Here is a 25,507-nt window from a genome sequence, read left to right as displayed (position 1 = left end):
ACGCCAGCTCGACGAACTCGCGGACCGACCGCGTCTCGCTAATCGCGAGAACGTAGTCGCCGGACTCGTCGACCTGCAGGATCCTGATAGAATTGCGTTTCCTTTTCCATGCCGACGATGAGTATCGCCTCCAGCAGCTGCAGCACGCCGATCGCGTCGGCATTCGCGGTGTATTCCGAGCTCTCGAAACGGAGCTGGACGAGGTTTTTGGGCCACGAGGTTGTGTATTCTAGGTCGGGGCCGGACCTGCTGCACTAGGTGGATCAGAATGGTCGAATCCGTCATGTCACCATAGTGCATCAGGAACTGCACGTTGCCGGCAGGCAGGTCCTGGTGGAGATGGCCGACGCGGGACCGGCGCTTGATCCCGTGCACGGTGTAGCCGAGACCGAGCAGATATTCGGCAAGATACACGCGATCCTGCCCGGCCACGCCGGTGATCAGCGCAACGGGCCCCCTTTGAATTCTGAGTCGCCATGTCATCTCCAGTAAGCGCGAAAACCGCGCGATCGCGACGAGGCCGGCCTGTAGCATCCAGCCTGCCCCGAAGTCTCAAGTCTATTGGCTTAATCCTTTGAAATCAGGACTTTAGGTCTGCGAAAACGGCTCAATGCGCCCGGAACCCGTCACTCGCCATAGTGCCGCAGGCGGTCGAGGTTGAGGATGGTCACCCCGCCATATTCGAGCCGCAACAGCCCTTCGCGCTCGAGCCGCTTCAGGCACTGGTTGGCGTTCTGCCGGGAGATTCCCGACAGCGCCCCGATCTCCTCCTGGGTGATCTCGAGGTGCAGCGTCAGGTCGGGATAGAGAATCGGATTGAACAGCGAGGCGATCGAGCGCGCCAGCCGCGCCGTGGCGTCCAGCGTGCGGCCATATTCGAGCAGCGCGATGAACTGGCCGAGCCGCTCATTGAGCGAGCCGACCAGGAATCGGTTGAAGCCGACACTGTTCTCGAACAGCCAGACGAAGGTCCGGCGATCCATCATCGCCAGTCGGGTGTCGCGCAGCGCGACCACATCGTAGCGCCGGGGCTCATTCTTGAGCACGGTCCCCTCGCCGAACCACGCGCCTGCGGTGAGGCCCGCGAAACTCGCCGCCTTGCCGCCGCGCGAGACGATGCCCATGCGCGCCAGGCCGGTGACGATGCCGGTCCAGTACTGGAAATTGTCGCCGCGCATGAAGATGAATTCGTTGGCGCGATAGGATTTCTCGGAAATGCCGGCCCGTGCGATTTCGATTTCTTGCTCGCTCAATTCGCGCGACCAGGCCGCGATGCGCCTCAGGTAATCAGCAGCAATCATTCTAGCGACGGCATCCCACCCCAAGATACTGCAACGATATTGCACCGCAGCAACGCCGTGCGCGAAGCCAGGGACCCGGGGCCTGGAATGCCAGCGAAAATTCCTGACCAAATGTCGGGCACATGACAATTCAACCTATCGCTTTCTCGTATTCAGAGCCACCTCGCGTAACGTCGCGCAGCTCCTCGATGGATCGCTGAAGGCGGACAACGCGAGAGACGGGCTTGCAGGCGGGTGCGGCGTTACCGCCGCATGATGCCGGCGATCGGGTCAAGCGGCTCCCGAACGCCGGCATCATTAGTCGGATGGTCTCCCTTCGGCGGTCCATGTAAGATCGAAAAAAGATCGAAGCGAAGATAAAGAGCGCGCCAAAGCGCCGTATCTGGAGGGAACAGGGTGGCTAATAGTCTCGAGGTGCGCGGAGTCTCATTGCGCTTTGGCGGCGTCCGCGCGCTGACCGAAGTGAGCTTCGGCGTCAACGAGGGCGAGCTGTTCTCCATCATCGGCCCGAACGGCGCAGGCAAGACCTCGATCGTCAACTGTATCTCCGGCCGCTACCGGCCGACCGAGGGCCAGCTGCTCTATCGCGGCCAGGACATTACCGGCCTCAACCCGAACGCGCGGCCCCGGCTCGGCATCGGCCGGACCTTCCAGAACCTCGCGCTGTTCCACCACATGAGCGTGCTCGACAACATCATGGTCGGCCGCCATCACCTCCTGAAGAACAACTTCATCACGGGATCGCTGTACTGGCTGACCGGCGCGCGCCGCGAGGAGCTGGAGCACCGCCGCAAGGTCGAGGAGATCATCGACTTCCTCGATCTGCAATCAGTGCGCAAGGCGACCGCCGGCACCCTGCCTTACGGCCTGCGCAAGCGCGTCGAGCTCGCCCGCGCGATGGCGCTCGAGCCGCAACTGATCCTGCTCGACGAGCCGATGGCCGGCATGAACTTCGAAGAGAAGGAAGACATGGCGCGCTACATCGTCGATCTCAACGAAGAGTTCGGCATGACGGTGATGATGATCGAGCACGACATGGGCGTCGTGATGGACATCTCCCACCGCGTCATGGTGCTCGACTTCGGCCGCAAGATCGCCGAGGGCGATCCGGCCACCGTGCTCGCCGATCCCCACGTCAAGCGCGCCTATCTCGGCGAGGAAGACGAAGTGCTGGTCGATCCCGACGACAAGCCCGCGGTGCGGGAGAGCGCCGCATGATGGACTATGCCGGTCGCGCCTCGCAGGCCGATACCTTTCCCAAGATGCTGCGCCTGAACGCGAGGGAGCACGGCCAAGAGATCGCGCTGCGCGAGAAGGATTTCGGGCTGTGGCGCGAATTCACCTGGAACGACTACCAGACCCGCACCCATGATTTCGCGCTCGGCATGGTCGAGCTCGGGCTTGGCCGCGGCGACGTGATCGGCATCATCGGCGACAACCGGCCGGACTGGGTCGCCGCCGAGATCGCGGCCCACGCGATCGGCGCGATGAGCCTCGGTCTTTATCGCGACGTGCTGGACGAGGAAGCCGCCTATCTCCTGACCTATGGCGAGGCCAAGCTGGTCTTCGCCGAGGACGAGGAACAGGTCGACAAGCTGCTCGGCCTGGCCGATCGCGTGCCCCACCTCAAGCACATCGTCTATTCCGACCCGCGCGGCATGCGCAAATACGACGATCCGCGATTGATGGAGGCGAGCAAGCTCGTTGCGCTGGGCCGCGACCGCGCCGCGCGCGAGCCTGGGCTCTACGAGCGACTGGTCGACACTACGAAGGGCGAGGACGTCGCGATCCTCTGCACCACCTCGGGCACGACGGCCAACCCGAAGCTTGCGATGCTCTCGGCCGGGCGCGTGCTGCAGCACTGCGCGACCTATCTCGCCTTCGATCCGAAGGGACCGGACGACGAATATGTCTCGGTGCTGCCGCTGCCCTGGATCATGGAACAGATCTACGCGCTGGGCAAAGGGCTGCTCTCCCGGATGAAGGTCAACTTCGTCGAAGAGCCCGACACCATGATGCACGATTTCCGCGAAATCGCGCCGACCTTCGTGCTGTTCGCGCCGCGGGTTTGGGAATCGATCGCGGCCGACGTCCGCGCCGGGGTGATGGACGCCTCGCCGTTCAAGCAGCGGCTCTATGATCTCGGCATGAAGACCGGGCTGGCGGCGCTTGCCGAGGGCAAGCGCTCTGTGTTCGCCGACCAGCTCTTGTTCCGTGCGCTGCGCGACCGGCTCGGCTTCACGCGGCTGCGCTCGGCGGCGACCGGCGGCGCGGCGCTCGGACCGGATACCTTCAAGTTCTTCCAGGCGATGGGCGTGCCGCTGCGCACGCTGTACGGCCAGACCGAGCTGCTCGGCGCCTACACGCTGCATCCCGAAGGCAAGGTCGATCCCGACACCACCGGCGTGCCGATGGCCGAAAACATCGAGATCCGCATCGACAATGCCGACGTCAACGGCGTCGGCGAGATTGTGGTGCGGCATCCCAACATGTTCCATGGCTATTACAAGAACCTCGAAGCATCGGTCGCCGACATTAAGGACGGCTGGATGCATTCGGGCGATGCCGGCTACTACAACGACAACCGGCAGCTTGTCGTGATCGACCGCATCAAGGATCTCGCAGAGACCTCGCGCGGCGAGCGCTTCTCGCCGCAATATATCGAGAACAAGCTGAAGTTCTCGCCCTATGTCGCCGAGGCGGTGGTGCTCGGCGCCGGCCGCGACGCGCTCGCCGCGATGATCTGCATCCGCTACTCGATCATCTCGAAATGGGCGGAGAAGAACCGGATCTCGTTCACGACCTACACCGACCTGTCCTCGCGGCCCGAAGTCTATGCGCTGCTCAAGAAAGAGGTCGAGACGGTCAATGCCACCCTGCCGCCGGCGCAACGCATCTCGCGCTTCCTGCTGCTCTACAAGGAGCTCGATGCCGACGACGGCGAGCTGACCCGTACCCGAAAAGTCCGCCGCGGCGTCATCAACGAGAAATACGCCGACATCATCGATGCGATCTACCGTGGCAAGGCCAGAATCCCCGTCGACACCGTGATCCGCTTCCAGGACGGCTCGACGCAGCGCGTCCGCACCACGCTCGAGGTCGTCGACCTCGGCCGCGCCGTGATCGCGGAGGCCGCGGAATGACACCGTCGATGACCGCTTGCTCGATCGTCATGCGCGGGCTTGACCCGCGCATCCATCCCCTTCGCAAGGACAGCTTTCTTGCGCGATGGATCGCCGGGTCAAGCCCGGCGATGACGAACCACAAATTCGGCGAGACCCCATGAACACCCAGTTCCTGATCCAGCTGATCGTCAACGGCCTCGTGGTCGGCACGCTTTACGGCGTGGTCGCGATGTCGTTCGTGCTGATCTACAAGGCGACGCAGGTCGTGAACTTCGCGCAGGGCGAATTGCTGCTTGTCGGCGCCTGGGTGTGCTGGGCGCTGCTGACGAAGTATCAGGTGCCGTTCTGGGTCGGCATGCCGATCACGCTGGTCTTCATGTTCATCTTCGGCATCGCGATCCAGGTCGTGATCCTGCGTCCGATGATCGGCGAGCCCATCATCTCCGTGATCATGGTGACGATCGGCCTGTCGACGGTGTTCCAAGCCGCGCTGAAGTGGATCTTCGGCGTCAACCCGCAGCCGTTCCCGCGCGTGTTCCAGAGCCAGTCGGTCAGCCTGTTCGGGCTGCAGATCCAGACCGTCTATGTCATGAGCCTCGTGGTCTCGCTCGCCATGATGGTCGGCATGGCCTGGTTCTTCCGCGCCTCCAAATACGGCCTTGCGATGCGCGCCACCGCCTTCAACCAGCAGGTCGCGCAGTCGCTCGGCATTTCCGTCAAGAACGTGTTCGCCATGGCGTGGGCCATCTCGGCCACCGTCTCGGCGGTCGCCGGTGTCGTGGTCGCGGTGGTCAACGGCGTGTCGTCCGGCCTCTCCGCCTACGGCATCAAGGTGTTTCCGGCCGCGATCCTGGGCGGGCTCGACTCGGTCGGCGGCGCCGTGCTCGGTGGCATCATCATCGGGCTGTTGGAAAACGTCGCCCAGTATGTCGACAGCCAGTACCTGCACTGGGGTAATCTCTACGAGATCGCGCCGTTCTACGTCCTGATCATCATCCTGATGATCAAGCCGTACGGCCTGTTCGGCACCAAGGATATTGAGCGGGTCTGATCAATGGCGACAAGCACACTCATCCCCTCGGGCGATTTCCGCACCAGCTATGCGGCCGACACCACGATCTTCCCGACCGCGACCAGCCGCAATTTCGCGATCCTCGGCATCGTGCTGGCCTGCTTCGCGCCAATGCTGCTGTCCAACTACCTGCTCTCGATCGCGATCCAGATCGGCATCTTCGCGATCGCGGCCCTCGGCCTCAACGTCCTGGTCGGCTTCACCGGCCAGATCTCGATCGGCCACGCCGCGTTCTTCCTGTTCGGCGCGTTCACCTCGGCCTACATCTCCAACAACGCGCCGATCCCGGTGTTCTTTGCCATCCCCCTCGCCGGCGTCGTCACGGCGCTGGTCGGCCTGATCTTCGGCGTGCCGGCGGCGCGGCTGAAGGGACTCTATCTCGTGATCGCGACGCTCGCCGCGCAGTACATCCTGCTCGACTTCTTCTCGCGCGCCGAATGGTTCTCGGGCGGCTCGGTGCCCGCCAGCGCCAATCCGTTCTCGATCTTCGGCTACACCCTGCGCGGCGACCGGCAATATTTCTACGTCGTGCTCGCCTACATGGTGATCAGCTATTTGCTGGTCACCAATCTGATGCGCACCCGCGACGGCCGCGCGCTGGTCGCGATCCGCGATCACTATCTCTCGGCCGAGATCATGGGCATCAACCTCACCAAGTACCGGACGCTATCGTTCGGGCTTGCCGCCTTCTTTGCCGGCATCGCCGGCGCGCTCTACGCGCACTATCAGCTCGTGGTCTCGCAGGAAGGCTTTGGCATCGAGCGCTCGGTGTTGTTCCTCGCCATGGTCATCATCGGCGGCACCGGCTCGGTGATGGGCACGCTTATGGGCACGGCCTTCGTGGTGCTGCTGCCGGAATCGATGGAATGGCTGAGCGCCTGGCTGAAGGGCGGCGCCATCGACAAGGCGCTGCAGCTCAACAACAACATCACCTTCCTGCGCGAGATCGCGATCGGCCTGATCATCATTGGTTTCTTGATGTTCGAGCCAGACGGCCTCGCGCATCGCTGGCGGCAAATCAAGGCTTACTGGAAGCTCTACCCGTTCTCGCATTGACGCAAGGCACGGAACGCAACTCAAAATTCGGTTCAACGAATAAGCTGGAGGAAAGCAAAAATGACGATTAGATCCCTTTTGAGCTCGGTCTCCGTTGCGCTGCTGATCAGCAGCGCGGCCGCCACCGCACAGGCGCAGATCGCCATCGGCCATCTGCAGGACCTCTCGGGCGGCACGTCCGACGTCGGCACCCCCTATGGCCAGGGCGTCGCCGACACCTTCGCCTGGGTCAACAAGAATGGCGGCGTCGGCGGCAAGCAGCTCAATGTCGACAGCAACGACTATGGCTACCAGGTGCCGCGCGCCATCGCGCTGTACAAGAAGTGGTCGGCGCCTGACGGCAAGGTCGCGGCGATCATGGGCTGGGGCACGGCGGATACCGAGGCCCTCACCGGCTTCCTGGCGCAGGACAAGATCCCGGACATCTCCGGCTCCTACGCCGCCGCGCTGACCGATCCGGAAGGCACCAGCGGCAAGGCCAAGCCCGCGCCGTACAATTTCTTCTACGGCCCGAGCTACTCTGACTCGATGCGCGCTATGCTGACCTGGGCCGCCGAGGACTGGAAGGCCAAGGGCAAGCCCGGCAAGCCGAAATTCGTCCACATGGGCGCCAACCATCCGTATCCGAACGCACCGAAGGCGGCCGGTGAAGCGCTGGCGACCGAGCTCGGCTTCGAGGTGCTGCCGCCGCTGGTGTTCGCGCTGTCGCCCGGCGACTACTCGGCGCAGTGTCTCAGCCTGAAGAGCTCGGGCGCAAATTATGCCTATCTCGGCAACACGGCGGCCTCCAACATCTCGGTGCTGAAGGCCTGCAAGACCGCCGGCGTCGATGTCCAGTTCCTCGGCAATGTCTGGGGCATGGACGAGAACGCGGCCAAGACCGCCGGCGACGCAGCCGACGGCGTCATCTTCCCGCTCCGCACGGCGGTGAGCTGGGGCGGCAACGCGCCCGGCATGAAGACGGTGATGGAAATCTCCAAGATGTCCGATCCGTCCGGCAAGGTCTATCGGCCCGTGCACTACATCGCCGCGGTCTGCAGCGCGCTCTATCTGAAGGAAGCCCTCGACTGGGCCGCCAAGAACGGCGGCGCCACCGGCGAGAACGTCGCCAAGGGCTTCTACCAGAAGAAGGATTGGGTGCCGGCCGGCATGGACGGCGTCTGCAATCCGTCGACCTGGACCGAGAAGGATCACCGCCCGACCACGAAGGTCGACCTGTATCGCTCGAGGATCTCGGGCGCGACCGATGGCGACATCAACGACCTGATGGGCAAAGGCACGATCAAGCTCGAGAAGGTGAAGACCGTCGACCTGCCGCGCAAGCCGGAATGGTTTGGGTGGTGAGGCGGCAGCCGAACACGTCCACACATCGTCATGCGCGGGCTCGACCCGCGCATCCATCAAGCGAAGACGTATTCCGATCGATGGATTGCCGGATCAAAGGCGAGCGGAAGCGACGCCGTCCTTCGGACGGCTATGCCCGGCAATGATGTCGAAGGGTAACACAGGCCATGAACGAAACCCTCGAAGCCACCCGCCCGGTGCCGACGGCCGTCCCGCCGCCGCCGCTACTCAGCGTCAACAACGTCGAGGTCGTCTATGACGACGTCATCCTGGTGCTGCGCGGCCTCAGCCTCGAAGTGCCGAAGGGCGCGATCGTGGCGCTGCTCGGCGCCAACGGCGCCGGCAAGTCGACCACGCTGAAGGCGATCTCCGGCCTGCTCAAGACCGAGGACGGCGAGGTCACCCGCGGCGAGATCCTGTTTGAGGGCCAGCGCATCAACGGCATCGATCCGGACAAGATCGTCCGCCGCGGCATCTTCCAGGTGATGGAAGGCCGCCGCATCGTCGCCGATATGACGTCGCTGGAGAACCTGCGGCTCGGCGCCTTCACCCGGCGCGACGGCGAGGTCTCCGATGACATCGACATGGTGTTCAAGTATTTCCCGCGCCTGAAGGAGCGCACCGGCCTCGCCGGCTATCTCTCCGGCGGCGAGCAGCAGATGCTCGCGATCGGCCGCGCGCTGATGGCGCGCCCGAAGATGATCCTGATGGACGAGCCGTCGATGGGACTGTCGCCTCTGCTCGTCAAGGAAGTGTTCGCGATCATCAAGGAGATCAACCGCGATCTCGGCGTCACGATCCTCCTGGTCGAGCAGAATGCGCGCGCAGCGCTCTCGGTCGCGAGCCATGGCTACATCATGGAACAGGGCAAGGTCGTGCTCGACGGCTCCGCCGACGAGCTGCGCGACAATGAGGACGTCAAGGAATTCTACCTCGGCGGCGCCGGCGACCAGCGCAAGAGCTTCAAGAACCTGAAGAGCTTCAAGCGGCGCAAGCGCTGGCTGTGAGGATAGCGAGCGTTTTCGGGCGGAGTTGCGTGTGCAGAAAACGCGTCAGACCAGGAAGGCGGTTCTATCCGAGCACCTGCTCGGCTTCAGTAACCGCGCAGAGCACATGATAGAACGACGACGCCGGGATCGTGTCGACCAGCGAATTGCCGTTACGGTCGAACTGGTCGTACCAGCCGCCCGCCACGGGATGGCTGAGATAGTGCCGCTCGAGCAGCACCAGCGCCGCACGCGCCTCGTCCGCCGCGCCGGCTTCGCCCGACTCGGCCTGCGCGATCCAGGCCTTCGCCAGCTCGCTTTGCGGCCACAACCGCCGTGTGTGGCGACGGATGTTCCCCTCGTTGTCGCCCTCGTCGACCAGGCAGCCGGTAGCCGCATCGCGATAGCGCAGCGCCGACGCCAGCAGCTCGCCGCGCGGGCGCCCGGTCGGGCAGCCAGTAATCCGCTCAAATCCCTTCAGCAGCCAGACCCATTCCACGAGATGCCCGGGTTCGACGCTGACCGGCAGGATCTTCGACCAGTCGTCCTCGAAATACTCGCCAAGGGTGCGCGTTTGCTTATCGTAGAGGTTGGCGAGGAACAGCGCGAAAAAATCGCCGGCGCGGTTCTGGAACGACAAATCGTGAGTCGCGTCGAAGCAGGCGATCATCGCCTCGAACAGATGCATGTGCGGGTTCTGCCGGCGCGGTATCGAGGTCGGCAGGCCCTCCTGGAAGCCACCATGGGGCGAGCGCAGCCGGGTGTCGAGGAACGACAGCACGGCATCGATCTCGGCCCGAATCCGACTGTCGCGGTCCAGCCTATAGACGGTTGCGAGTGCGAGCAGGACGAAGGCGTGGTCGTATGTGTCGCGCAGTGGATCCAGCATGCTGCCGTCGGGCGCAAGACGATGGACATAGCCTGGCCGGCCATCGGGCGCCTTTGCGTTAGCAAGCAAATACTCCACGCCCTTCAGAGCTATCTCACGGCCCTCTGGGAACCAGCCTATTCCGGCGGCTTTTGCAAAGCAGTAGATTTGGCGTGCCTGCACGCGCACTCGCCGCGGCGCCGCACGATCTGGGGTTCCGTCCTCCCGCAATTGCTCTACGAAGCCACCCTTCACACTGTCCCACCCTTCGGTGGCCCAGAGCGGCAAGGCACAATCGATCATCCGTCCCTTCAACCTTGCCACAACGGTGGCCGCCTGCCCCGCCGTACCGTTCTCTGCTTCTGCCATTGTGCTCCCTGGACCAATCCCCATAGCGGTTGCGGTCATGTGATAGCACGCGCGAAGCAGCGTGCAACCCAGACGAAGCTTCTCTAGGACCCACCATGACCGACCACTACGACGCCCTTGAAACGCGCGAGCCGGCCGAGCGTGAGGCCGCGTTGTTCGCCCGGCTGCCCGAGGTGCTGCGCAAGGCGATGGCAGCGCCCGCCTATGCCAACCTGCTGAGGGGCACCGATCCCGCCTCCATCACCAGCCGGGAGGCGCTGGCGGGACTGCCGGTGCTGCGCAAGTCGGAACTGCCGGCCCTGCACAAGGCCGCCCCGCCGTTCGGCGGCTTCGTGGCCGACAGGCCCGGCTCGTTCGCCCGGCTGTTCACCTCGCCCGGACCGATCTTCGAGCCCGAGGGCCGTCAGGCGGACCCCTGGCGCGGCGCCCGGGCGCTATTCGCGGCCGGCTTTCGCGAGAGCGACGTGGTGCTGAACACCTTCAGCTATCACCTTACCCCCGGCGGCTTCATCTTCGATGCCTCGGCGCGCGCGCTCGGCTGTGCGGTGATCCCGGCGGGGCCCGGCAATACCGAGCAGCAATTCGAGCTGATCGAGGCTTATCGCCCGGTCGGCTATAGCGGCACCCCGGACTTCCTGAAGATCCTGCTCGACGCCGCCGCCACCGCCGGCCGCGACGTATCCTCGATCAAGCGCGCGCTGGTATCGGGCGCGGCATTTCCAAAGTCGCTGCAGGAGGAGATGAAGTCGCGCGGCGTCGAGGCCTACCAAGCCTTCGGCACCGCCGATCTCGGCCTGATCGCGTTCGAGACAGCGGCGCGCGAGGGGATGACAGTCAACGAGGACCTGATCCTGGAGATCGTCAAACCCGGCACCGGCGATCCGGTTGCGCCGGGTGACGTCGGCGAGATCGTGGTGACCTCGCTCGATCCGCACCATCCCTGGATCCGCCTCGCGCTCGGCGATCTGACCGCCGCCCTGCCCGGCGCAAGCCGCTGCGGACGCACCAACATGCGCATCAAGGGCTGGATGGGCCGCGCCGACCAGACCACCAAGGTGAAGGGGATGTTTGTACGACCCGAGCAGATCGCGGAGATCGGCAGGCGCCATCCCGAGCTCGGACGGCTGCGCCTCGTGGTCACGCGCGCAGGCGAGGCCGACACCATGACGCTGAGGGCCGAATGCGCCTCGGCGGCGGATGCGCTGCAGAGCGACGTCGCGGCAACGCTGCGCGCCGTGACAAAGCTCGGCGGCAGCGTCGAGTTGGTCGGCACCGGCTCGCTGCCGAACGACGGCAAGGTGATTACAGACGAGCGTTAGGCCTTGAGATCACCGCGTTTGATCAGTCCGCATTTGTCGCGCGCGGCGTTGTGAACTATTGAGCTAGCTCGTGCCCCGTGGAGACGGACGGATCATCACCTCATGAGCAGCACTTCCCGAGATCAGCCGCGAAGGCCGGCCGTCTTCTTCGATCGGGACGGCGTCCTGAACCGGGACATCGGTTACCTCTTCGAATGCCACAGGCTGGTCTGGATCGACGGCGCGCGCGAGGCGGTTAAGGCCGTCAACGACATGGGGTATTTTGCGTTCGTCGTAACCAACCAGTCAGGCGTCGCAAGGGGTCTCTACGAGGAGACACACGTCCGGCAGCTTCACGACTGGATGGCCGATGAGCTCGGCAGGATCGGCGCGCATATCGACGCCTTTGAATACTGCCCGTTCCATCCTGAAGGGACGGTTGAACGATATCGGCAGGTCAGCCACCGCCGCAAACCATCGCCGGGAATGATCGATGATCTGCTGGAACGCTTTCCGGTCGACGTCGAACGCAGCCTCCTGGTCGGCGATCAGCCGACGGATCTCGAGGCGGCACGTGCGGCCGGAGTAAAGGGCTACTTGTTCTCAGGCTCCAATCTGGAAAAGTTCCTGAGGCCCCTGCTGCTCGGGAGCTGAAGACCACCGCGTCAGGCGCGTGGTCGCGATCGCGATCAGAACTTCCGGATCAGCTCGATCACCTCGTCCTGCTGCTGGCGCGTGATCTCGGCGAACATCGGCAGCGAGAGAATCCGGCCCTGATCGCGATGCGCGTTGGGGAATTGCTCTGCCCGATGCTCGAACCGCGCATAAGCCGGCAGGAACGGCAGCGCGGTGGGATAGTTGATGGCGGTCTGCACGCCGTTGGCGTTGAGATGGGCGGCGAGCGCGTCACGGCGCGGATGCCTGATCGTGTAGAGGTGATAGACGTGGCTGCGCGCCGGCGCGACCTCGGGCACCAAGACATCCTCGATCTGGTTGAGGCCGGCATCATAGACCTCGGCCGCGGCCTGCCGGGCCTCGGTCCAGGCGGCAAGATGCGGCAGCTTGGCCGAGAGGATCGCCGCCTGCATGCCGTCGAGCCGGCTGTTGATGCCTTCGATGTGGTGCTGGTGCTTCACCAGTCCACCATGGCGCGCCAGCATGGCCGTCTGCTCGGCGAGCGCCGCGTCGTTGGTGACGACCGCGCCGGCATCGCCCATCGCGCCGAGATTCTTGCCAGGATAGAATGAATAGGTCGCGGCCTCGCCGAAGGTGCCGACCATGCGGCCCTTGTAGCGCGCGAGATGGGCCTGGGCGCAATCCTCGATCACCCACAGCTTGTGCTTCTGCGCGATCGCCATGATCGCGTCCATATCCGCGGGCTGGCCATAGAGATGCACCGGGATGATGCCGACCGTGCGCGGGGTGATCGCGGCCTCGATGGCCGCCGGATCGATCGTGAACGTCGCCTCGTCGGTGTCGCAGAACACGACGGTGGCACCGGAATGGGTGATCATCGCCGCGGTCGAGATCCAGGAATGCGCCGTCGTGATCACCTCATCGCCCGGCTTCACCTTCAGCGCCCGCATGGCAAGGTAAAGCGCGTCGGTGCCGTTGGCGCAGGACACGCAATAAGCGACTTCGGCCGCGGCCGCAAATTCGCGCTCGAAGGCGTCGACATAGCTGCCGCGAATGAAGGCGTTGTCGCCGATCACGCCGGCGATCGCAGCGTCGATCTCGCCCTTGATGGACTGATATTGCAGTTGCAGGTCGGCATACGGCACCGCCATCGATATTCCCCTGTTGCCCTATTGGCTCGTCAGCAGCCGGCGCGCCGGATTGCCGGCGTAGGTGCCAGGCGTCGTGATGTCCTTGGTCACCACCGATCCGGCGCCGATGACGACGTCGTCGACGATCCTGACCGGCATGATCGTCGCATTGGAGCCAATCGACACCCGGTTGCCGATCACCGTCTCGCGCCACAGCTCCTTGCGTCCACGCGCCGGGCCGCCGGCGGAGAACGTGTCGTTGACGAACATCACACCGTGTCCGACGAAACAATCCTCGCCGATGGTGACGAGCTCGCAGACGAAGGCATGCGACTGCACGCGGGTGCGCGCCCCGACGATCACGCCCTTCTGGATTTCGGTGAAGGGGCCGACGAAGCAGTCGTCGCCGAGCTTGCAGCCATAGAGGTTGCACGGCTCAACGACCTTGACACGTTCGCCGAACGCGACATCGCGCACGCTGGCCTGATGCACTTCCGGCCGGTTCACGAAACGACGCCCAGCCGGCTCAACCGTGGCGTGAAGCGCAGCGCGACCTCCTCGCCGGTCTCGATCGACTCGTAGAGGGCCGAGATCAGCTCAAGGCTCTTGCGGCCCTCGAGCCCGTCGACCAGCGCGGCGCGCTGGTTCTCCAGGCAATCGACCACATGGTGATAATAGGCCTGATGGCCGAAGCCGTAGACGTTGGGCGGGTTGACCGAGAACCTCTCCACGACGTCCTTGTCCGACGGCAGCTCGTCGACAAAGCGCCAGTGCCGGATCTGGTTGACCGCGAAGCCCGAAATTTCGACCGTGCCCTTTTCGCCGAGGATCGAGAGCGAGCCCTCGAGATCGGTCGGGCGCGCCGCGGTGGTCGCCTCGATGATCCCGAGCGCGCCGTTGCGGAACTTCAGCGTTGCGACGGCCGTATCCTCGGCTTCGATATTGGCCAGCGCTGTTGCCGCGCGCGCATGCACGCTCACCACGTCGCCAAAGAACCACTCCAGCATGTCGACATGGTGGCTCGCCTGATTGGTCAGCACGCCGCCGTCATAGGCCCAGGTGCCGCGCCAATCGTCCTGGTCGTAATAGGCCTGGTCGCGGCACCAGCGCACCCGGACCGTCCCCAGGATGAGCTTGCCGAAGCGGCCGGCGTCGAGCGCCTCGCGCGCCTTGACCACCGGCACGTTGAAGCGGTTCTGCTTGACGATGAACATCTTGACGCCGGCCTGGTCGCAGGCCCGGATCATGTCGTCGGCGTCCTGCAGCCGCAGCGCCATGGGCTTCTCGACCACGGTGTGCTTGCCGGCCTTGGCGCAGGCGATCACATGCGCGGGATGCAGCCCGCTCGGCGTCAGCACGGCGACGGCATCGATGTCCTTCCGCCCGAGGAACTCGTTTATATCGTAGTGTGCCGCAACTCCGAATTTCGAAGCTATCGCATCAGCGCGTGCACGATCCGGATCGCAAACTGCAACAAGGCTAGCACTTGCGATATGATTGCCTCCCAACAACTCGGAGTGGCGCTTGGCAATACGCCCGCATCCGAGTAGGCCAAATCTGACCATCAAAAACCTCTGTGGGTTAGGCCAAAACTCCGGCATCCAGCGGCATCAACGTGCCCGCGTAACGCTAAACAATATCGAGTCCAACGTAACGTGGCAGCGAGCCGCGCAACGTTTCTATCATCATCAAGGCTTTACCTCAAATCAAGTTGGACGTTGAGCTCTCGCAACGTACCAGCGCGCAGTCGGGCGTCATGCGGCCTTCCAGAACAGGAACTGTTTTCACCATCTCGGCACCAAAATTACAAGTCATCATAGCCAGGCGCATATGAGGGGGTGCGAATCAACTAAAGGGACCAACGGCGGCTACATGGACCGAACCTTAGACTGGAAACTCAACCGGTCAGACAAGCCAACAGGAAAGTTAGTGTCCTGCCCGAGGGAACAGGGGTAGCTGGCTCCGGCGTCTCCTTAGCTGCCTTACCGAATTCGAAGCAGGCGCAACGTGCGGTGAAGTCGAACTGTCGCCATGACAACCGATACAACGTCATAGCTCTGCGTGTGTTATCCATCTCAAATCTTCTGATTGTACTCGCCGACCTCGGGATGCGTGCGCAGCACGGCATCCATCGCCTCGAACATGTCGTGCATGCGTCGCTCGCTGACCGGGCTTTCCACCACGACCACGAGCTCCGGCTTGTTCGAGGACGCGCGCACCAGGCCCCAGCTGCCGTCCTCGACCGTGACGCGCACGCCATTGACGGTGACGAGGTCGCGGATGTTCTGGCCCGCGACCTTCCCGCCGTTCTGCTTCAGCGTCTCGAAGTGCTTCACGACAGCGTCGACGACGCCGTACTTCGCCTCGTCGGCGCAATGCGGCGACATGGTCGGCGACGACCAGGTCTTCGGCAGCGCGTCCTTCAGGTCGGCCATCGACTTGCCGGGCGCGCGGTCGAGCATCTCGCAGATCGCGATCGCCGACACCAGGCCGTCGTCATAACCGCGGCCGAACGGCTTGTTGAAGAAGAAGTGGCCCGACTTCTCGAAGCCGGCGAGCGCGCCCAGCTCATTGGTGCGCCGCTTCATGTAGGAATGGCCGGTCTTCCAGTAGACCGTCTTCGCGCCCTGCTTCTGCAAGACGGGATCGGTCACGAACAGCCCGGTCGACTTCACGTCGACGACGAACTGCGCGTTGGCGTTGATCGCCGACATGTCGCGCGCCAGCATGACGCCGACCTTGTCGGCAAAGATCTCCTCGCCGGTGTTGTCGACCACGCCGCAGCGGTCGCCGTCGCCGTCGAAGCCGAGGCCGACATCGGCCTTGTGCGCCAGCACCGCATCGCGGATCGCGTGCAGCATCTCCATGTCTTCGGGGTTCGGATTGTATTTCGGGAAGGTGTGATCGAGCTCGGTGTCGAGCGGGATCACATCGCAACCGATCGCCTCCAGCACCTGCGGCGCGAACGCGCCCGCGGTGCCGTTGCCGCAGGCCGCGACGACCTTCAGCCTGCGCTTCAGCTTCGGCCGGCTGGTGAGGTCGGCGATGTAGCGCGCCGGATAATTCTCGTGGAATTGATAGGAGCCGCCGGCCGTGTTGTTGAATTCGGCGTTGAGCACGATTGCCTTCAGCCGCGACATCTCGTCAGGACCGAAGGTGAGCGGACGGTTGGCGCCCATCTTGACGCCGGTCCAGCCATTGTCGTTGTGCGAGGCGGTGACCATGGCGACGCAGGGCACGTCGAGATCGAACTGCGCGAAATAGGCCATCGGCGTCACCGCGAGCCCGATGTCATGCACCTTGCAGCCCGCCGCCATCAGCCCCGAGATCAGCGCGTATTTGATCGAGGCGGAATAGCCGCGGAAATCGTGACCGGTGACGATCTCCTGGCGGACGCCGAGCTCCGCGATCAGCGCGCCGAGCCCCATGCCCAGCGCCTGCACGCCCATCAGGTTGATTTCCTTGTTGAACAGCCAGCGCGCGTCGTACTCGCGAAACCCGGTCGGCTTCACCATCGGCTCGGATTCGAAGGCGTAGGTGTTCGGAACCAGCACGGATTTCGGCTTGGGAAACATGGACCTGGCGAACCTCATGTACGTGAAAAAACCTGCGGCAAAAGTCGACATCGATGATTGATAAGGTGCAACTCGCGGCTTGTGGACGGCTGCGATTATCCTGAAAAGAGCGACGGCGACAAACGTGATCGGGCGGCATCAAATGTCAAGGCTGCGTCTTTATTCAGGTGAGCGTGAAATAATCTAGCGAGGATGCAGTTGAAGCACTCAACGAACCTCTACTATAATACCGCATCCTTAGGATATCGGTCCTCCAGTAAGCGAGAGGACCCACGATTCTAATCTCCTTCGCGCAAGTGCGGAAGAACCGTTGCCCAGCGAAGTTCGCACAGTAATCATCGTTAGGAACCGGACGCTGTCTTCGCATCCAATTGCGTCAGCGCGGGCCGTCTCGTCGTCGAGCGCAAACCCGACTTCGTTGCGCTGGAACCTGAAACTTTCTGCGAAGGCGCTCTCGATCGACGGTGCTGAAATGACCTCGCGCGCCACGGTCCCGGTTGATTGTGGTTGGTCCGACGTCGGCTCCTTGAGACCGGCTCGAGAATTGTCGGAGAAAGACGCGCGGGGACATGATGGGGCGCGCGGTCCCGCCATATTCAAAGTTTCGCGACAAGGACGCCGCCGGCTTGAAGCGTCCGGTGCGAAGGCACCAGCACCACGGTTGACCGAGGAGCATGTCAAGGTGCATCGTTCCTAGCTATCGATCTGTTACGACACCAAGTCAAACGCATCGTAGTGCAGCTGACGAGGGCTGTCTGCAAAAGCTGCTGTCAGAGGTACGGACCGGGAGCTATCTTGGAGAAGACAATATCATGAGGCTCCCGGCCGACTATCGTAGGATGTGAGCCTGTTTCTAGCCGATCAGTTCGATTGCTGGCGCTGGTAGATTTTCCATCTAATGCCAAAACGGAACTAACGAGAAACAACTATGTCGAATAGCGCCAAAGTTTTTGTTGCTGGGCACCTGGGAATGGTGGGCTCGGCTATCCTACGCACGTTGCAGCGTGCAGGTTACACAAACATTGTCACACGGCGTCGCAACGAATTAGACCTGACGAATCAAACGCAGGTAAGGGCTTTTTTTCAGAGTGAACAGATAGAACAGATTTATATGGCCGCAGCCAAGGTAGGTGGAATCTTGGCCAACAGCACCTACCCGGCCGAGTTCATTTACCAGAACCTGATGGTGGAACTAAACATTATTCATGAAGCCTGGAATTCTGGAGTTAGACGCCTTCTTTTTCTGGGCTCAAGTTGCATATATCCGAGAGAAGCTTCGCAACCTATATCCGAGTCAGCGCTGCTAACGGGACAGCTGGAGCCTACAAACGAGGCCTACGCCATTGCAAAAATCGCGGGGATTAAGATGTGCCAGTCTTACAACCGTGAACACGGCACCGACTATCGTTGCATTATGCCGACAAATTTGTACGGCCCAGGCGATAATTACGATCCCTCGAATAGCCACGTCATACCGGGATTGATCCGACGCTTTCACGAAGCAAAAATGTCGCAAGCATCCGCGGTAGAGATTTGGGGCACGGGCAAGCCACATCGGGAATTCATGTTTGTAGATGACTTGGCTGCAGCTTGCGTTCTAACGATGGAGTTGCCCGATGCTGATTATGCAAGGGCGGTTCAGCCGAATTTACACATTAATGCAGGAACGGGCGAAGATATCACGATACTCGAGCTTGCCGAGCTAATTCGCGATGTTGTTGGGTTTCACGGCTCAATCACGTTCGACCAGACTAAGCCAGATGGAATGCCTCGCAAGCTACTAGATGTCACACGCATACGCAGCTTAGGTTGGCAACCTCGCGTGTCCCTCCGCGATGGGCTGCAACGCTCATATGCTGATTTCCTTAGTCGCAATGTCTTGCCCTAAGGATTCGCAACTGTCGTTTTATTGTCGGCGTCAAGTGTAGAAGCCCGACGCCCTGCGCTGCCTAGTTGATCGATCCAGAAGTTGCCTGATCTGTCGCGACGGTGGCGCTCCCAGCGACCGACCATTCGCGTTGTGATGCGCTGACGCGATATCCGGCGCATCGCAACGAGCCTCCTCTGGTCACCGCTTCGGAATAGCTCGCGACGTACCGATGGTCAGTCCCTACCGAAATTTGCCTTGCTTCTCGGCAACAAGTCTCTTGCCCTCCGCAAGGACTCAGAACGCACCGGGAACAAGGATTAGCTGCCTCGATAAAGACCGGCGTTCCTAGCGTTTCAATAGACCATGCCGGAGACAGGATCCGGGCCAGCACCAAGGTTTTCACTGAACACCTGCTTTGATATTGCAAGCGGAGGCGGGCAGGAATACCTAGAACGCATCAGCGAGCTGGTTTCGTGGCGCAACGCCAAATTTGGGGGATTTACGTGTCCAGAGCAGTCATTTTGGCAGGCGGACGTGGCACACGCCTGCGTCCTTTCACGGTCTCGCTGCCAAAGCCCTTGATGCCGATAGTCGATCAGCCGATTCTTGAGATCATTATCCGTCAACTCGTCATGCAAGGCTTCGATCACATCACGCTGGCGGTGAACCACCAAGCGGACTTGCTGAAAGCGTTCTTCGGCGATGGCGATCGATGGAACGTAAAAATTGACTATTCACTCGAGGTTGAACCCCTCGGCACGATGGGCCCATTGCGCCTAATCTCCAATCTTCCAGAATACTTCCTCGTCATGAACGGGGATATCCTCTCCGACATCCGCTTTGGCGATTTATTAGCTAAGCATAGGGCCGAAGATCGGCTGATGACCGTCGCCGCATCTGCGCGCCAACAGCACATCGATTTTGGAGTGCTCGAGGTAAGCGACGGCTTCATCAGCGGTTTCCACGAAAAGCCATCAATCCCCTATAACGTAAGCATGGGAATCTACTGCCTCAGTCGGCGCGTTCTTCCCGAAATTCCTGAGTCGCAGCCATTCGGATTCGATCAGTTGGTTTTGAAAATGATCGCGGCCGGTAAGCCGCTCCGTGCCGAATTTCACCACGGGTATTGGCTTGATATCGGACGCCCCGATGACTACCAGAGAGCGATCGAGGAGTGGCCCACTCTCAAAACGAAGTTGGGTCTCTGATGCCCGAGCGAGACGAAGCATCCGGCGGCGAAATTCTTTCGGGCATCGATACCGTGCTGGTGACAGGCGCGTCCGGTTTCGTTGGCCAGCATCTATGTGAACGCTTGGAAGCGTTGGGAAAGACGGTGATCCGGACCTCGCGAAGAACTGGTTTGGATCTGACAAAAGACCAGCTTCCGCTCAAGGGAGTCGGCCACGTATTTCACGCCGGGGCGCGCACGGGCGTTCCCAGCGCCTGGGACGATCCCACGGGATTTATCGAAACCAACACGTTAGGAACTATCAGGGTCCTCGACCAATGCCGCAGCTATAATTGCGGCGTGTCATTCCTCAGCGCTTATATCTATGGAAACCCGCAGCGCATCCCGATAAGAGAAACTGACTCAATCAACACTAATAATCCATACGCTCTTTCGAAGCATCTAGCTGAGCAAGCTTGCTGTTTTTTTGCGAAGAACTACGGCGTAAATGTGGTGTCGCTCCGGCTCTTCAATGTCTACGGCCCAGGTCAAAGTCCGAACTTCCTAATTCCCTTTATCATCGAACAGGCGGTCAGCCCAGCCTACGACAAAATCGAAGTGATGGACCTGCACCCAAGCCGCGATTACATCTACATCGATGACGTCATTGAAGCAATTTTGCGGTCGACGCGGGCAAGCAGTGGCTCCATATTCAACGTCGGTAGCGGAGATGCCTATTCGGTAGAGGACGTTATCAAATTGATCTGTAAGGCTGCGGGGGTCAACAAGCCGTACTTCGGAAAGGCCCAACGTAGGCAAAACGAGATTGACCTGACTAAGGCAGATATCTCGGCAATTTACGATGCCGTTGGCTGGAAGCCACAAACTAGTTTGGCCGCCGGGTTGCAGAAAATGGTCAAATGCAGGGCTAGGTCATGACTATTTTGGACGTAATTTGCCCGGTTTATCGCGAGGAAGAGGTCATCACCTCCTTCCATACGCGACTTACGAAGACCCTTGGGACTCTTCCTGACAAATACACCGTTCATATCACCTACGTTGTCGATCCTTCCCCTGACAGGACCGAGGAGATTCTTGCCTCGATCAGTCAGACCGATCAACGCGTCGAAATTCTCACGATGTCCCGACGCTTCGGTCATCAAATGGCATTGGTCGCTGGTATCGATCATTCCGACGGCGATATCATAGTCATGCTCGACAGCGATCTTCAGCATCCGCCAGAGCTTATTCCGGAATTGCTGCGCCTCTGGGAAGGAGGATCCGAGATTGTCCAAACGATCCGAACGGATGGCGCGGAAACTAACTGGTTGAAGCGCTCGACTTCGCGTTGGTTTTACACCACCTTCATGAAGGTGGGCGCGGTTAATCTTCAATCCGGAGCCGCGGACTACCGTTTGATATCACGTCGCGTCGCGCAGGTATTTCGCAACGAAATTCGGGAACACAATCAGTTTCTTCGCGGACTAATGAGCTGGGTAGGTTATCGCGTCAGTTTCGTGCAATTCACGCCAGCCAAACGCGAGCAGGGAAAATCTAAATATCGACCTGCAACACTGCTTAATTTCGCGTTGAACGGAATCTGTTCCTTTTCAAAGGTGCCGTTACGCTTCTGCATCGGGGCCGGATTCATCCTGGCGACGCTCAGCCTGCTCGGCGCCCTCGTGCAAATCCTAATGTACGCGACCGGCAGTGTGGACGTGCCGGGATGGGCATCACTGATCGCGATGATTTCCTTCGCTAGCGGCGTTCAGCTTTTTTTCATGGGCGTTTTGGGCGAATACGTGAGCCTCATCTTTGATGAAGTCAAGGACCGCCCGCTATATCTGCTCGACCGACACCATCGTCGCAGTTCCAAAGGGCGGCGGGACGATTCCGACTGTGACCAAACTCTGATCGGGAGCGCTATGCCGCGTGCAGGTCTGACACTTTCCAGTGATACACGCTCGAAGTGAAGCCGAAGAAAACGGATTGATCGATGCCGACTGACATTACTAAGACCGAGGCTCTCCGGCTTGACCTGAGTGCGCCTCAGCTAGACGTGCTGGTGACCCGACGGGAAGATTCGTTGATCCACCGTGATATTAGCAAGCAGGCCGGCAACATCGAGAGCCTTGTCCGGGGACGCCGCGTGTTGGTAGTCGGGGGCGGAGGATCGATCGGTTCGGCCACCACTCAGTTGTTGGTGAACTACGGTCCGAGAAGCGTCCATGTCGTCGACCATAGCGAGAATTATCTGGCCGAATTGGTCCGGGATCTGCGCGGGCGACCTGAGGGCTTGCCCGATGCAATCGACTTTCGAGCTTTGCCGATTGACTACGGCGGCCCGGTGATGGAGCGGTTGCTCAGCGAATCCGAGCCCTACCACGTCGTGCTAAATTTCGCGGCGCTCAAGCATGTGCGATCTGAGAAGGATATCTATTCGGTCCTGCAAATGCTCGACACCAATGTCGTCAAGCACATTAGATTTAAACAATGGCTCGCGCGTGGGCGGCATGGTGAACGCTACTTTGCAGTCTCGACAGACAAGGCCGCAAATCCCACCAGCCTGATGGGCGCTAGCAAGCGTCTAATGGAAGATCTTGTGTTTGAGGTCGCCGCGGAAACGGCGAACGTCACGACGTCAGCTCGCTTCGCAAATGTGGCCTTCTCGAACGGCAGTCTCTTGCAGGGGTTCCGTTATCGTCTCGAACGCTTCCAGCCATTAGCGGCTCCGCGGGATACGAAGCGTTATTTCCTTTCGCATCGTGAGGCCGGCGAGCTATGTATGCTCGCGGCGTTTTGTGCTCCGGACAATCACATCATTTTTCCGAGAATGGAGCCGCAGATCGAATTGCAGTCTCTGGAGGATATTGCGGTCCGGGTGTTGTTGGCATACGGGTTCCGGCCGGAGTTCTTTGATCGCGAGGACGACGCACGGCGCTCCGTCCGGGACCTGGCTCGTTCAGGCCGCTGGCCAGTGCTGCTTACTCCGCTCGACACCAGCGGTGAAAAACCTTATGAGGAGTTCGTCGGAGAGGGCGAGGTTCAAATCAACATTGATTTGGAAACCGTTGCAGCGGTTCGGCATGTGACCAGCCTTGCGGCCGCCGATGGATTATTCGACAGAATTGCAGCCGCCGTCAACAATCCGGGATCTGCGATCGACAAGGCCTATATCGTTTCCATTATCAAGAACAGACTAACCAATTTCCGCCATGTCGAATCGGAGAAGAATTTGGATCAGCGACTATGAGTGACTTTGAGGCATCGACCGCAAGCAAACCCCGCAAGGAAGCAGACGACACCAGCTTGTCCTGTTTAGTCTGCGGTGGCAGATATCGCCCTAGTTCCCTACCGGGTCTTTTTCAGTGCATTTCTTGTAACTTTATCTCCGCTGACCTCTCCATTCCGGACGAAGAGCTGCGCGCGCTGTACAGCGAGGATTACTTCCACGGCCAGGAATATCTAGACTATGTCGCCGAGGAAGAAAGCCTTCGACTAAATTTCGCTAATCGGTTGGCGACGCTGAAATCGCTGCTTCCAACATGGTCTGAGGCTGATCTGTTTGAAGTCGGATGCGCCTACGGATTCTTTCTAGACGAGGTCAAGAAACAGGTCGGCGTCGCCAGCGGCATAGACATATCTGCGGATGCCGTTCGGTATGCGGTCGAGCGGTTCGATGTAGATGCGCGTTGCGGCGACTACCTCAATACCGATCTCCGACGGCAGGTCGACATCGTTGCGATGTGGGACACCATCGAACACCTGAAGCGGCCGGACCTGTTCGTCAAGAAACTTGCTTCAGATATCAAGCCCGGCGGCCTTCTAGCGATTACAACCGGAGATATTGGCAGCTTGAATGCGAGACTCCGCGGCGCTGCGTGGCGGATGATTCATCCGCCGACCCACATGCATTATTTTTCAGTGCCGACGCTCTCAGCGCTACTCTCGCGCCACGGATTTGATGTCATCCACGTGAGCCATCCTGGCAACTCACGTCGTATCCGTTCAGTCCTGTACTTTTTACTAGCCTTGAAGATGAAGCGTCCCGGGCTCTATGCGGCTTTGGCTAAGTTGCCGATGACGGGAGCTCGAGTCACGGTGAACCTATATGATATCATGTTCGTCGTCGGCAAGAGGCGCCCGGAGTGAGTGCTGCCTTTAATGAGCGTTATGTGGATTTCGCGCTATTTGCGGCTTATACAATCGCGAGCGTCACTGGACTCATTCTGCTGAAATTGAATCTCGTTGTCGCGAAGGAACTCGTCATCCGCATGAATTGGCTCGCCGCTCCGGTGGCTTTTGCCCTAGCGGGAGCTGTTCTCTACATCGGGAGCTTCGCGGTCTGGTTGGTGATTCTCGGACGACATGAGCTATCGTTCGCCTATCCGATAGCGATCGGGCTTACACTGGTATTTTCCACTATGACCGCTTCCACTCTACTTGGCGAGTTGCTTACGTTAGGACGCATTATTGGCATCGCGATGGTCTTCCTCGGCATCTTGGCGATTACTCGATCTTGAACGTCGGGGACTGCTCAAGCCCGGCTGCGCCGTCTCCAATGTTGGCGCATCGCGCCGCGCGCAATCAGCAAAACGCACCGACTGGATGTCCATAGCACGGCAAAGTAGCCATAATAACCGTTTAATATCGAACTGGCCAACATCTCCGCTCGTCAGCGTCGTGTGACTAAAGCCTAGGAAGCCGAGCATTTCCGGTCTCCGAGGCCCGAGGCCGACTTTTCTGGCTAGCGCGCAACGCATGGCGTGTTTCGATTGAATAGCGCAGCTCACCACCAGACTGTAAGCGTGGCGTTGAGGCCCTTGAGAATTTTTGTACTCAGTCCTGAGAGGACCGCTAGAAGAGTCATCTTCTGCAAGGGTGCTCACAATGGACGACCATTCGGACGACATAAGACGACCGTTGTCACCGCGTATCGAAGTGTACGCAGGCGCAGGTCGAAAGCGCTGGCCGGACGATTTGAAGGCACAGATTGCCGCGGAAAGCCTTGAGCCGGGGGCGATTGTCACAGATGTCGCGCGTCGCCATGGGTGCCGGCCCCAACAGGTGCACGACTGGCGGCGCCGGGCGCGTTTGGGCCAGTTGGTGCTGCCGGCTTCGGCGGACACGCTGTCGTTCGTGCCGGTGGTATCGGAATCGGCGCTACCGGCGGCCGCAGAGCCCACCGGGTCGCCGGAAGCAGCCGTTGTGACGGTTGAACTCCAGGGGGCACGCGTGGAGGTGCGAGGGACGCCTGGCCTTGCTGTGTTGAGTGATGTGTTCTTGGCGCTTCGACGGACACGTTCATGCTGACGCCGCCCGCGAGCCTCATGATTTACGTGGCGACGCAACCTGTGGACTTCAGAAAAGGTGCGGAGGGCTTGGCGCTGTTGGCGAAGGAGACGCTGGGCCATGACCCGATGAAGGGCGTGGCGGTGGTGTTCCGTGCGAAGCGCGCCGATCGGGTGAAGATTGTCGTCTGGGATGGCAGCGGCCTTGTGATGTATTGGAAGCGGCTCGATGGCAGCGGCTTCAAATGGCCTCCTATCGTGGCCGGCGTGATGCGGATGAATGCCGCCCAGCTGTCCGCGCTTCTGGCCGGCATGGATTGGACGCGGATGCACGCGCCTCGAATCCCGCAGCCGAAAGCACTTGCGTAGGACATAAAATCTTCGCTGCATCGGGGCGCGAAGCATGGCAGACTTGGGC

23 protein-coding genes and 1 pseudogene are annotated in these 25,507 nt (G+C 60.9%); 17 read left to right on the top strand and 7 right to left on the bottom strand.

Annotated elements, in window-relative coordinates; translation table 11 throughout:
• Positions 1–83 precede the first annotated feature (83 nt).
• Positions 84–483, bottom strand: a pseudogene (locus J2R76_RS00800) (GDP-mannose 4,6-dehydratase); the annotation flags it as partial.
• A 143-nt stretch (positions 484–626) separates the two neighbouring features.
• The gene (locus J2R76_RS00795; RefSeq protein ID WP_028343069.1) at positions 627–1,301 is read right to left on the bottom strand and encodes a Crp/Fnr family transcriptional regulator; all 675 of its coding nucleotides are present in this window, start codon (positions 1,299–1,301) and stop codon (positions 627–629) included.
• Positions 1,302–1,697: 396 nt separating this feature from the next.
• Here J2R76_RS00795 and J2R76_RS00790 point away from each other — a divergent pair, with 396 nt between their 5' ends.
• From J2R76_RS00790 to J2R76_RS00765, 6 genes are all read left to right on the top strand, one after another.
• A complete protein-coding gene (locus J2R76_RS00790; protein ID WP_253623617.1) occupies positions 1,698–2,519 on the top strand; it encodes an ABC transporter ATP-binding protein in 822 nt (273 codons plus the stop codon).
• Positions 2,516–4,444 carry a long-chain fatty acid--CoA ligase gene (locus tag J2R76_RS00785; protein ID WP_253623616.1) on the top strand — a complete coding sequence of 643 codons (1,929 nt, stop codon included), beginning with the start codon at positions 2,516–2,518 and terminating at the stop codon, positions 4,442–4,444. The genes J2R76_RS00790 and J2R76_RS00785 overlap by 4 nt, the downstream gene beginning before the upstream one ends.
• Before the next feature lie 139 nt (positions 4,445–4,583).
• Complete coding sequence (locus J2R76_RS00780) at positions 4,584–5,477, top strand: branched-chain amino acid ABC transporter permease (RefSeq protein WP_028343071.1); 894 nt, start codon at positions 4,584–4,586, stop codon at positions 5,475–5,477.
• Between the two features lie 3 nt (positions 5,478–5,480).
• A complete protein-coding gene (locus tag J2R76_RS00775; protein ID WP_057020451.1) occupies positions 5,481–6,554 on the top strand; it encodes a branched-chain amino acid ABC transporter permease in 1,074 nt (357 codons plus the stop codon).
• Positions 6,555–6,614: 60 nt separating this feature from the next.
• The gene (locus J2R76_RS00770) at positions 6,615–7,898 is read left to right on the top strand and encodes an ABC transporter substrate-binding protein (protein ID WP_253623615.1); all 1,284 of its coding nucleotides are present in this window, start codon (positions 6,615–6,617) and stop codon (positions 7,896–7,898) included.
• Positions 7,899–8,065: 167 nt separating this feature from the next.
• The gene (locus J2R76_RS00765) at positions 8,066–8,905 is read left to right on the top strand and encodes an ABC transporter ATP-binding protein (protein WP_253623614.1); all 840 of its coding nucleotides are present in this window, start codon (positions 8,066–8,068) and stop codon (positions 8,903–8,905) included.
• A gap of 64 nt (positions 8,906–8,969) precedes the next feature.
• Here the strand turns inward: J2R76_RS00765 and J2R76_RS00760 are convergent, their stop codons facing one another.
• Complete coding sequence (locus tag J2R76_RS00760; protein ID WP_253625974.1) at positions 8,970–10,121, bottom strand: AGE family epimerase/isomerase; 1,152 nt, start codon at positions 10,119–10,121, stop codon at positions 8,970–8,972.
• A 95-nt stretch (positions 10,122–10,216) separates the two neighbouring features.
• Here J2R76_RS00760 and J2R76_RS00755 point away from each other — a divergent pair, with 95 nt between their 5' ends.
• Both J2R76_RS00755 and J2R76_RS00750 read left to right on the top strand, forming a co-directional pair.
• Positions 10,217–11,440 carry a phenylacetate--CoA ligase family protein gene (locus J2R76_RS00755; protein WP_253623613.1) on the top strand — a complete coding sequence of 408 codons (1,224 nt, stop codon included), beginning with the start codon at positions 10,217–10,219 and terminating at the stop codon, positions 11,438–11,440.
• 102 nt (positions 11,441–11,542) lie between these two features.
• Positions 11,543–12,073, top strand: a complete 531-nt coding sequence (locus J2R76_RS00750) for an HAD family hydrolase (protein WP_253623612.1) — start codon at positions 11,543–11,545, stop codon at positions 12,071–12,073.
• 35 nt (positions 12,074–12,108) lie between these two features.
• On the opposite strand, the gene J2R76_RS00745 is transcribed toward J2R76_RS00750, so the two are convergent.
• The 4 genes from J2R76_RS00745 to J2R76_RS00730 all read right to left on the bottom strand — a co-directional run bounded on the left by J2R76_RS00745 (position 12,109) and on the right by J2R76_RS00730 (position 16,760).
• Positions 12,109–13,206 (bottom strand): DegT/DnrJ/EryC1/StrS aminotransferase family protein, encoded by a 1,098-nt coding sequence (locus J2R76_RS00745; protein ID WP_253623611.1) that lies wholly within the window; start codon positions 13,204–13,206, stop codon positions 12,109–12,111.
• Between the two features lie 18 nt (positions 13,207–13,224).
• Complete coding sequence (locus J2R76_RS00740) at positions 13,225–13,692, bottom strand: acyltransferase (RefSeq protein ID WP_253623610.1); 468 nt, start codon at positions 13,690–13,692, stop codon at positions 13,225–13,227.
• A complete protein-coding gene (locus J2R76_RS00735; protein WP_253623609.1) occupies positions 13,689–14,750 on the bottom strand; it encodes a Gfo/Idh/MocA family protein in 1,062 nt (353 codons plus the stop codon). Before J2R76_RS00735 ends, J2R76_RS00740 begins: the two co-directional genes overlap by 4 nt.
• Positions 14,751–15,260: 510 nt before the next feature.
• A complete protein-coding gene (locus J2R76_RS00730) occupies positions 15,261–16,760 on the bottom strand; it encodes a phosphomannomutase/phosphoglucomutase (protein WP_253623608.1) in 1,500 nt (499 codons plus the stop codon).
• A 928-nt stretch (positions 16,761–17,688) separates the two neighbouring features.
• On the opposite strand from J2R76_RS00730, the gene J2R76_RS00725 reads away from it, so the two are divergent.
• The 9 genes from J2R76_RS00725 (at position 17,689) to tnpB (ending at position 25,458) form a co-directional block, all read left to right on the top strand.
• Positions 17,689–18,648 (top strand): GDP-L-fucose synthase, encoded by a 960-nt coding sequence (locus tag J2R76_RS00725; protein WP_253623607.1) that lies wholly within the window; start codon positions 17,689–17,691, stop codon positions 18,646–18,648.
• A 485-nt stretch (positions 18,649–19,133) separates the two neighbouring features.
• Complete coding sequence (locus J2R76_RS00720; RefSeq protein ID WP_253623606.1) at positions 19,134–19,838, top strand: sugar phosphate nucleotidyltransferase; 705 nt, start codon at positions 19,134–19,136, stop codon at positions 19,836–19,838.
• Positions 19,838–20,737 carry an NAD(P)-dependent oxidoreductase gene (locus J2R76_RS00715; RefSeq protein WP_253623605.1) on the top strand — a complete coding sequence of 300 codons (900 nt, stop codon included), beginning with the start codon at positions 19,838–19,840 and terminating at the stop codon, positions 20,735–20,737. The genes J2R76_RS00720 and J2R76_RS00715 overlap by 1 nt, the downstream gene beginning before the upstream one ends.
• Positions 20,734–21,771 (top strand): glycosyltransferase family 2 protein, encoded by a 1,038-nt coding sequence (locus tag J2R76_RS00710; RefSeq protein WP_253623604.1) that lies wholly within the window; start codon positions 20,734–20,736, stop codon positions 21,769–21,771. The genes J2R76_RS00715 and J2R76_RS00710 overlap by 4 nt, the downstream gene beginning before the upstream one ends.
• A gap of 23 nt (positions 21,772–21,794) precedes the next feature.
• Positions 21,795–23,051, top strand: coding sequence for a polysaccharide biosynthesis protein (locus J2R76_RS00705; protein ID WP_253623603.1), 1,257 nt, complete (start codon positions 21,795–21,797; stop codon positions 23,049–23,051).
• The gene (locus J2R76_RS00700; protein WP_253623602.1) at positions 23,048–23,950 is read left to right on the top strand and encodes a class I SAM-dependent methyltransferase; all 903 of its coding nucleotides are present in this window, start codon (positions 23,048–23,050) and stop codon (positions 23,948–23,950) included. Before J2R76_RS00705 ends, J2R76_RS00700 begins: the two co-directional genes overlap by 4 nt.
• Positions 23,947–24,321, top strand: a complete 375-nt coding sequence (locus J2R76_RS00695; protein WP_253623601.1) for a hypothetical protein — start codon at positions 23,947–23,949, stop codon at positions 24,319–24,321. Before J2R76_RS00700 ends, J2R76_RS00695 begins: the two co-directional genes overlap by 4 nt.
• A gap of 367 nt (positions 24,322–24,688) precedes the next feature.
• Positions 24,689–25,111, top strand: coding sequence for a transposase (locus J2R76_RS00690; protein WP_247280258.1), 423 nt, complete (start codon positions 24,689–24,691; stop codon positions 25,109–25,111).
• Positions 25,105–25,458: an IS66 family insertion sequence element accessory protein TnpB gene (gene tnpB / locus J2R76_RS00685; protein WP_011931031.1), complete on the top strand. Its 354-nt coding sequence runs from the start codon at positions 25,105–25,107 to the stop codon at positions 25,456–25,458. Before J2R76_RS00690 ends, tnpB begins: the two co-directional genes overlap by 7 nt.
• Positions 25,459–25,507 lie beyond the last annotated feature (49 nt).

It is taken from the genome of Bradyrhizobium sp. USDA 4532, assembly GCF_024171315.1.
Taxonomy (GTDB): Bacteria; Pseudomonadota; Alphaproteobacteria; order Rhizobiales; family Xanthobacteraceae; genus Bradyrhizobium; species Bradyrhizobium australafricanum.
The sequence above is the reverse complement of the archived record's forward strand: the minus strand, read 5'-3'. Positions and strand labels throughout refer to the sequence as shown.

Coding starts and splice junctions, on each gene's coding strand:
- J2R76_RS00705 (WP_253623603.1), top strand. CDS start 21,795: ATGCCGACTGACATTACTAAGACCGAGGCTCTCCGGCTTGACCTGAGT.
- J2R76_RS00745 (WP_253623611.1), bottom strand. CDS start 13,206: ATGGCGGTGCCGTATGCCGACCTGCAACTGCAATATCAGTCCATCAAG.
- J2R76_RS00765 (WP_253623614.1), top strand. CDS start 8,066: ATGAACGAAACCCTCGAAGCCACCCGCCCGGTGCCGACGGCCGTCCCG.
- J2R76_RS00785 (WP_253623616.1), top strand. CDS start 2,516: ATGATGGACTATGCCGGTCGCGCCTCGCAGGCCGATACCTTTCCCAAG.
- J2R76_RS00710 (WP_253623604.1), top strand. CDS start 20,734: ATGACTATTTTGGACGTAATTTGCCCGGTTTATCGCGAGGAAGAGGTC.
- J2R76_RS00690 (WP_247280258.1), top strand. CDS start 24,689: ATGGACGACCATTCGGACGACATAAGACGACCGTTGTCACCGCGTATC.
- J2R76_RS00715 (WP_253623605.1), top strand. CDS start 19,838: ATGCCCGAGCGAGACGAAGCATCCGGCGGCGAAATTCTTTCGGGCATC.
- J2R76_RS00730 (WP_253623608.1), bottom strand. CDS start 16,760: ATGTTTCCCAAGCCGAAATCCGTGCTGGTTCCGAACACCTACGCCTTC.
- J2R76_RS00775 (WP_057020451.1), top strand. CDS start 5,481: ATGGCGACAAGCACACTCATCCCCTCGGGCGATTTCCGCACCAGCTAT.
- J2R76_RS00755 (WP_253623613.1), top strand. CDS start 10,217: ATGACCGACCACTACGACGCCCTTGAAACGCGCGAGCCGGCCGAGCGT.
- J2R76_RS00780 (WP_028343071.1), top strand. CDS start 4,584: ATGAACACCCAGTTCCTGATCCAGCTGATCGTCAACGGCCTCGTGGTC.
- J2R76_RS00750 (WP_253623612.1), top strand. CDS start 11,543: ATGAGCAGCACTTCCCGAGATCAGCCGCGAAGGCCGGCCGTCTTCTTC.
- J2R76_RS00725 (WP_253623607.1), top strand. CDS start 17,689: ATGTCGAATAGCGCCAAAGTTTTTGTTGCTGGGCACCTGGGAATGGTG.
- J2R76_RS00770 (WP_253623615.1), top strand. CDS start 6,615: ATGACGATTAGATCCCTTTTGAGCTCGGTCTCCGTTGCGCTGCTGATC.
- tnpB (WP_011931031.1), top strand. CDS start 25,105: ATGCTGACGCCGCCCGCGAGCCTCATGATTTACGTGGCGACGCAACCT.
- J2R76_RS00700 (WP_253623602.1), top strand. CDS start 23,048: ATGAGTGACTTTGAGGCATCGACCGCAAGCAAACCCCGCAAGGAAGCA.
- J2R76_RS00760 (WP_253625974.1), bottom strand. CDS start 10,121: ATGGCAGAAGCAGAGAACGGTACGGCGGGGCAGGCGGCCACCGTTGTG.
- J2R76_RS00795 (WP_028343069.1), bottom strand. CDS start 1,301: ATGATTGCTGCTGATTACCTGAGGCGCATCGCGGCCTGGTCGCGCGAA.
- J2R76_RS00735 (WP_253623609.1), bottom strand. CDS start 14,750: ATGGTCAGATTTGGCCTACTCGGATGCGGGCGTATTGCCAAGCGCCAC.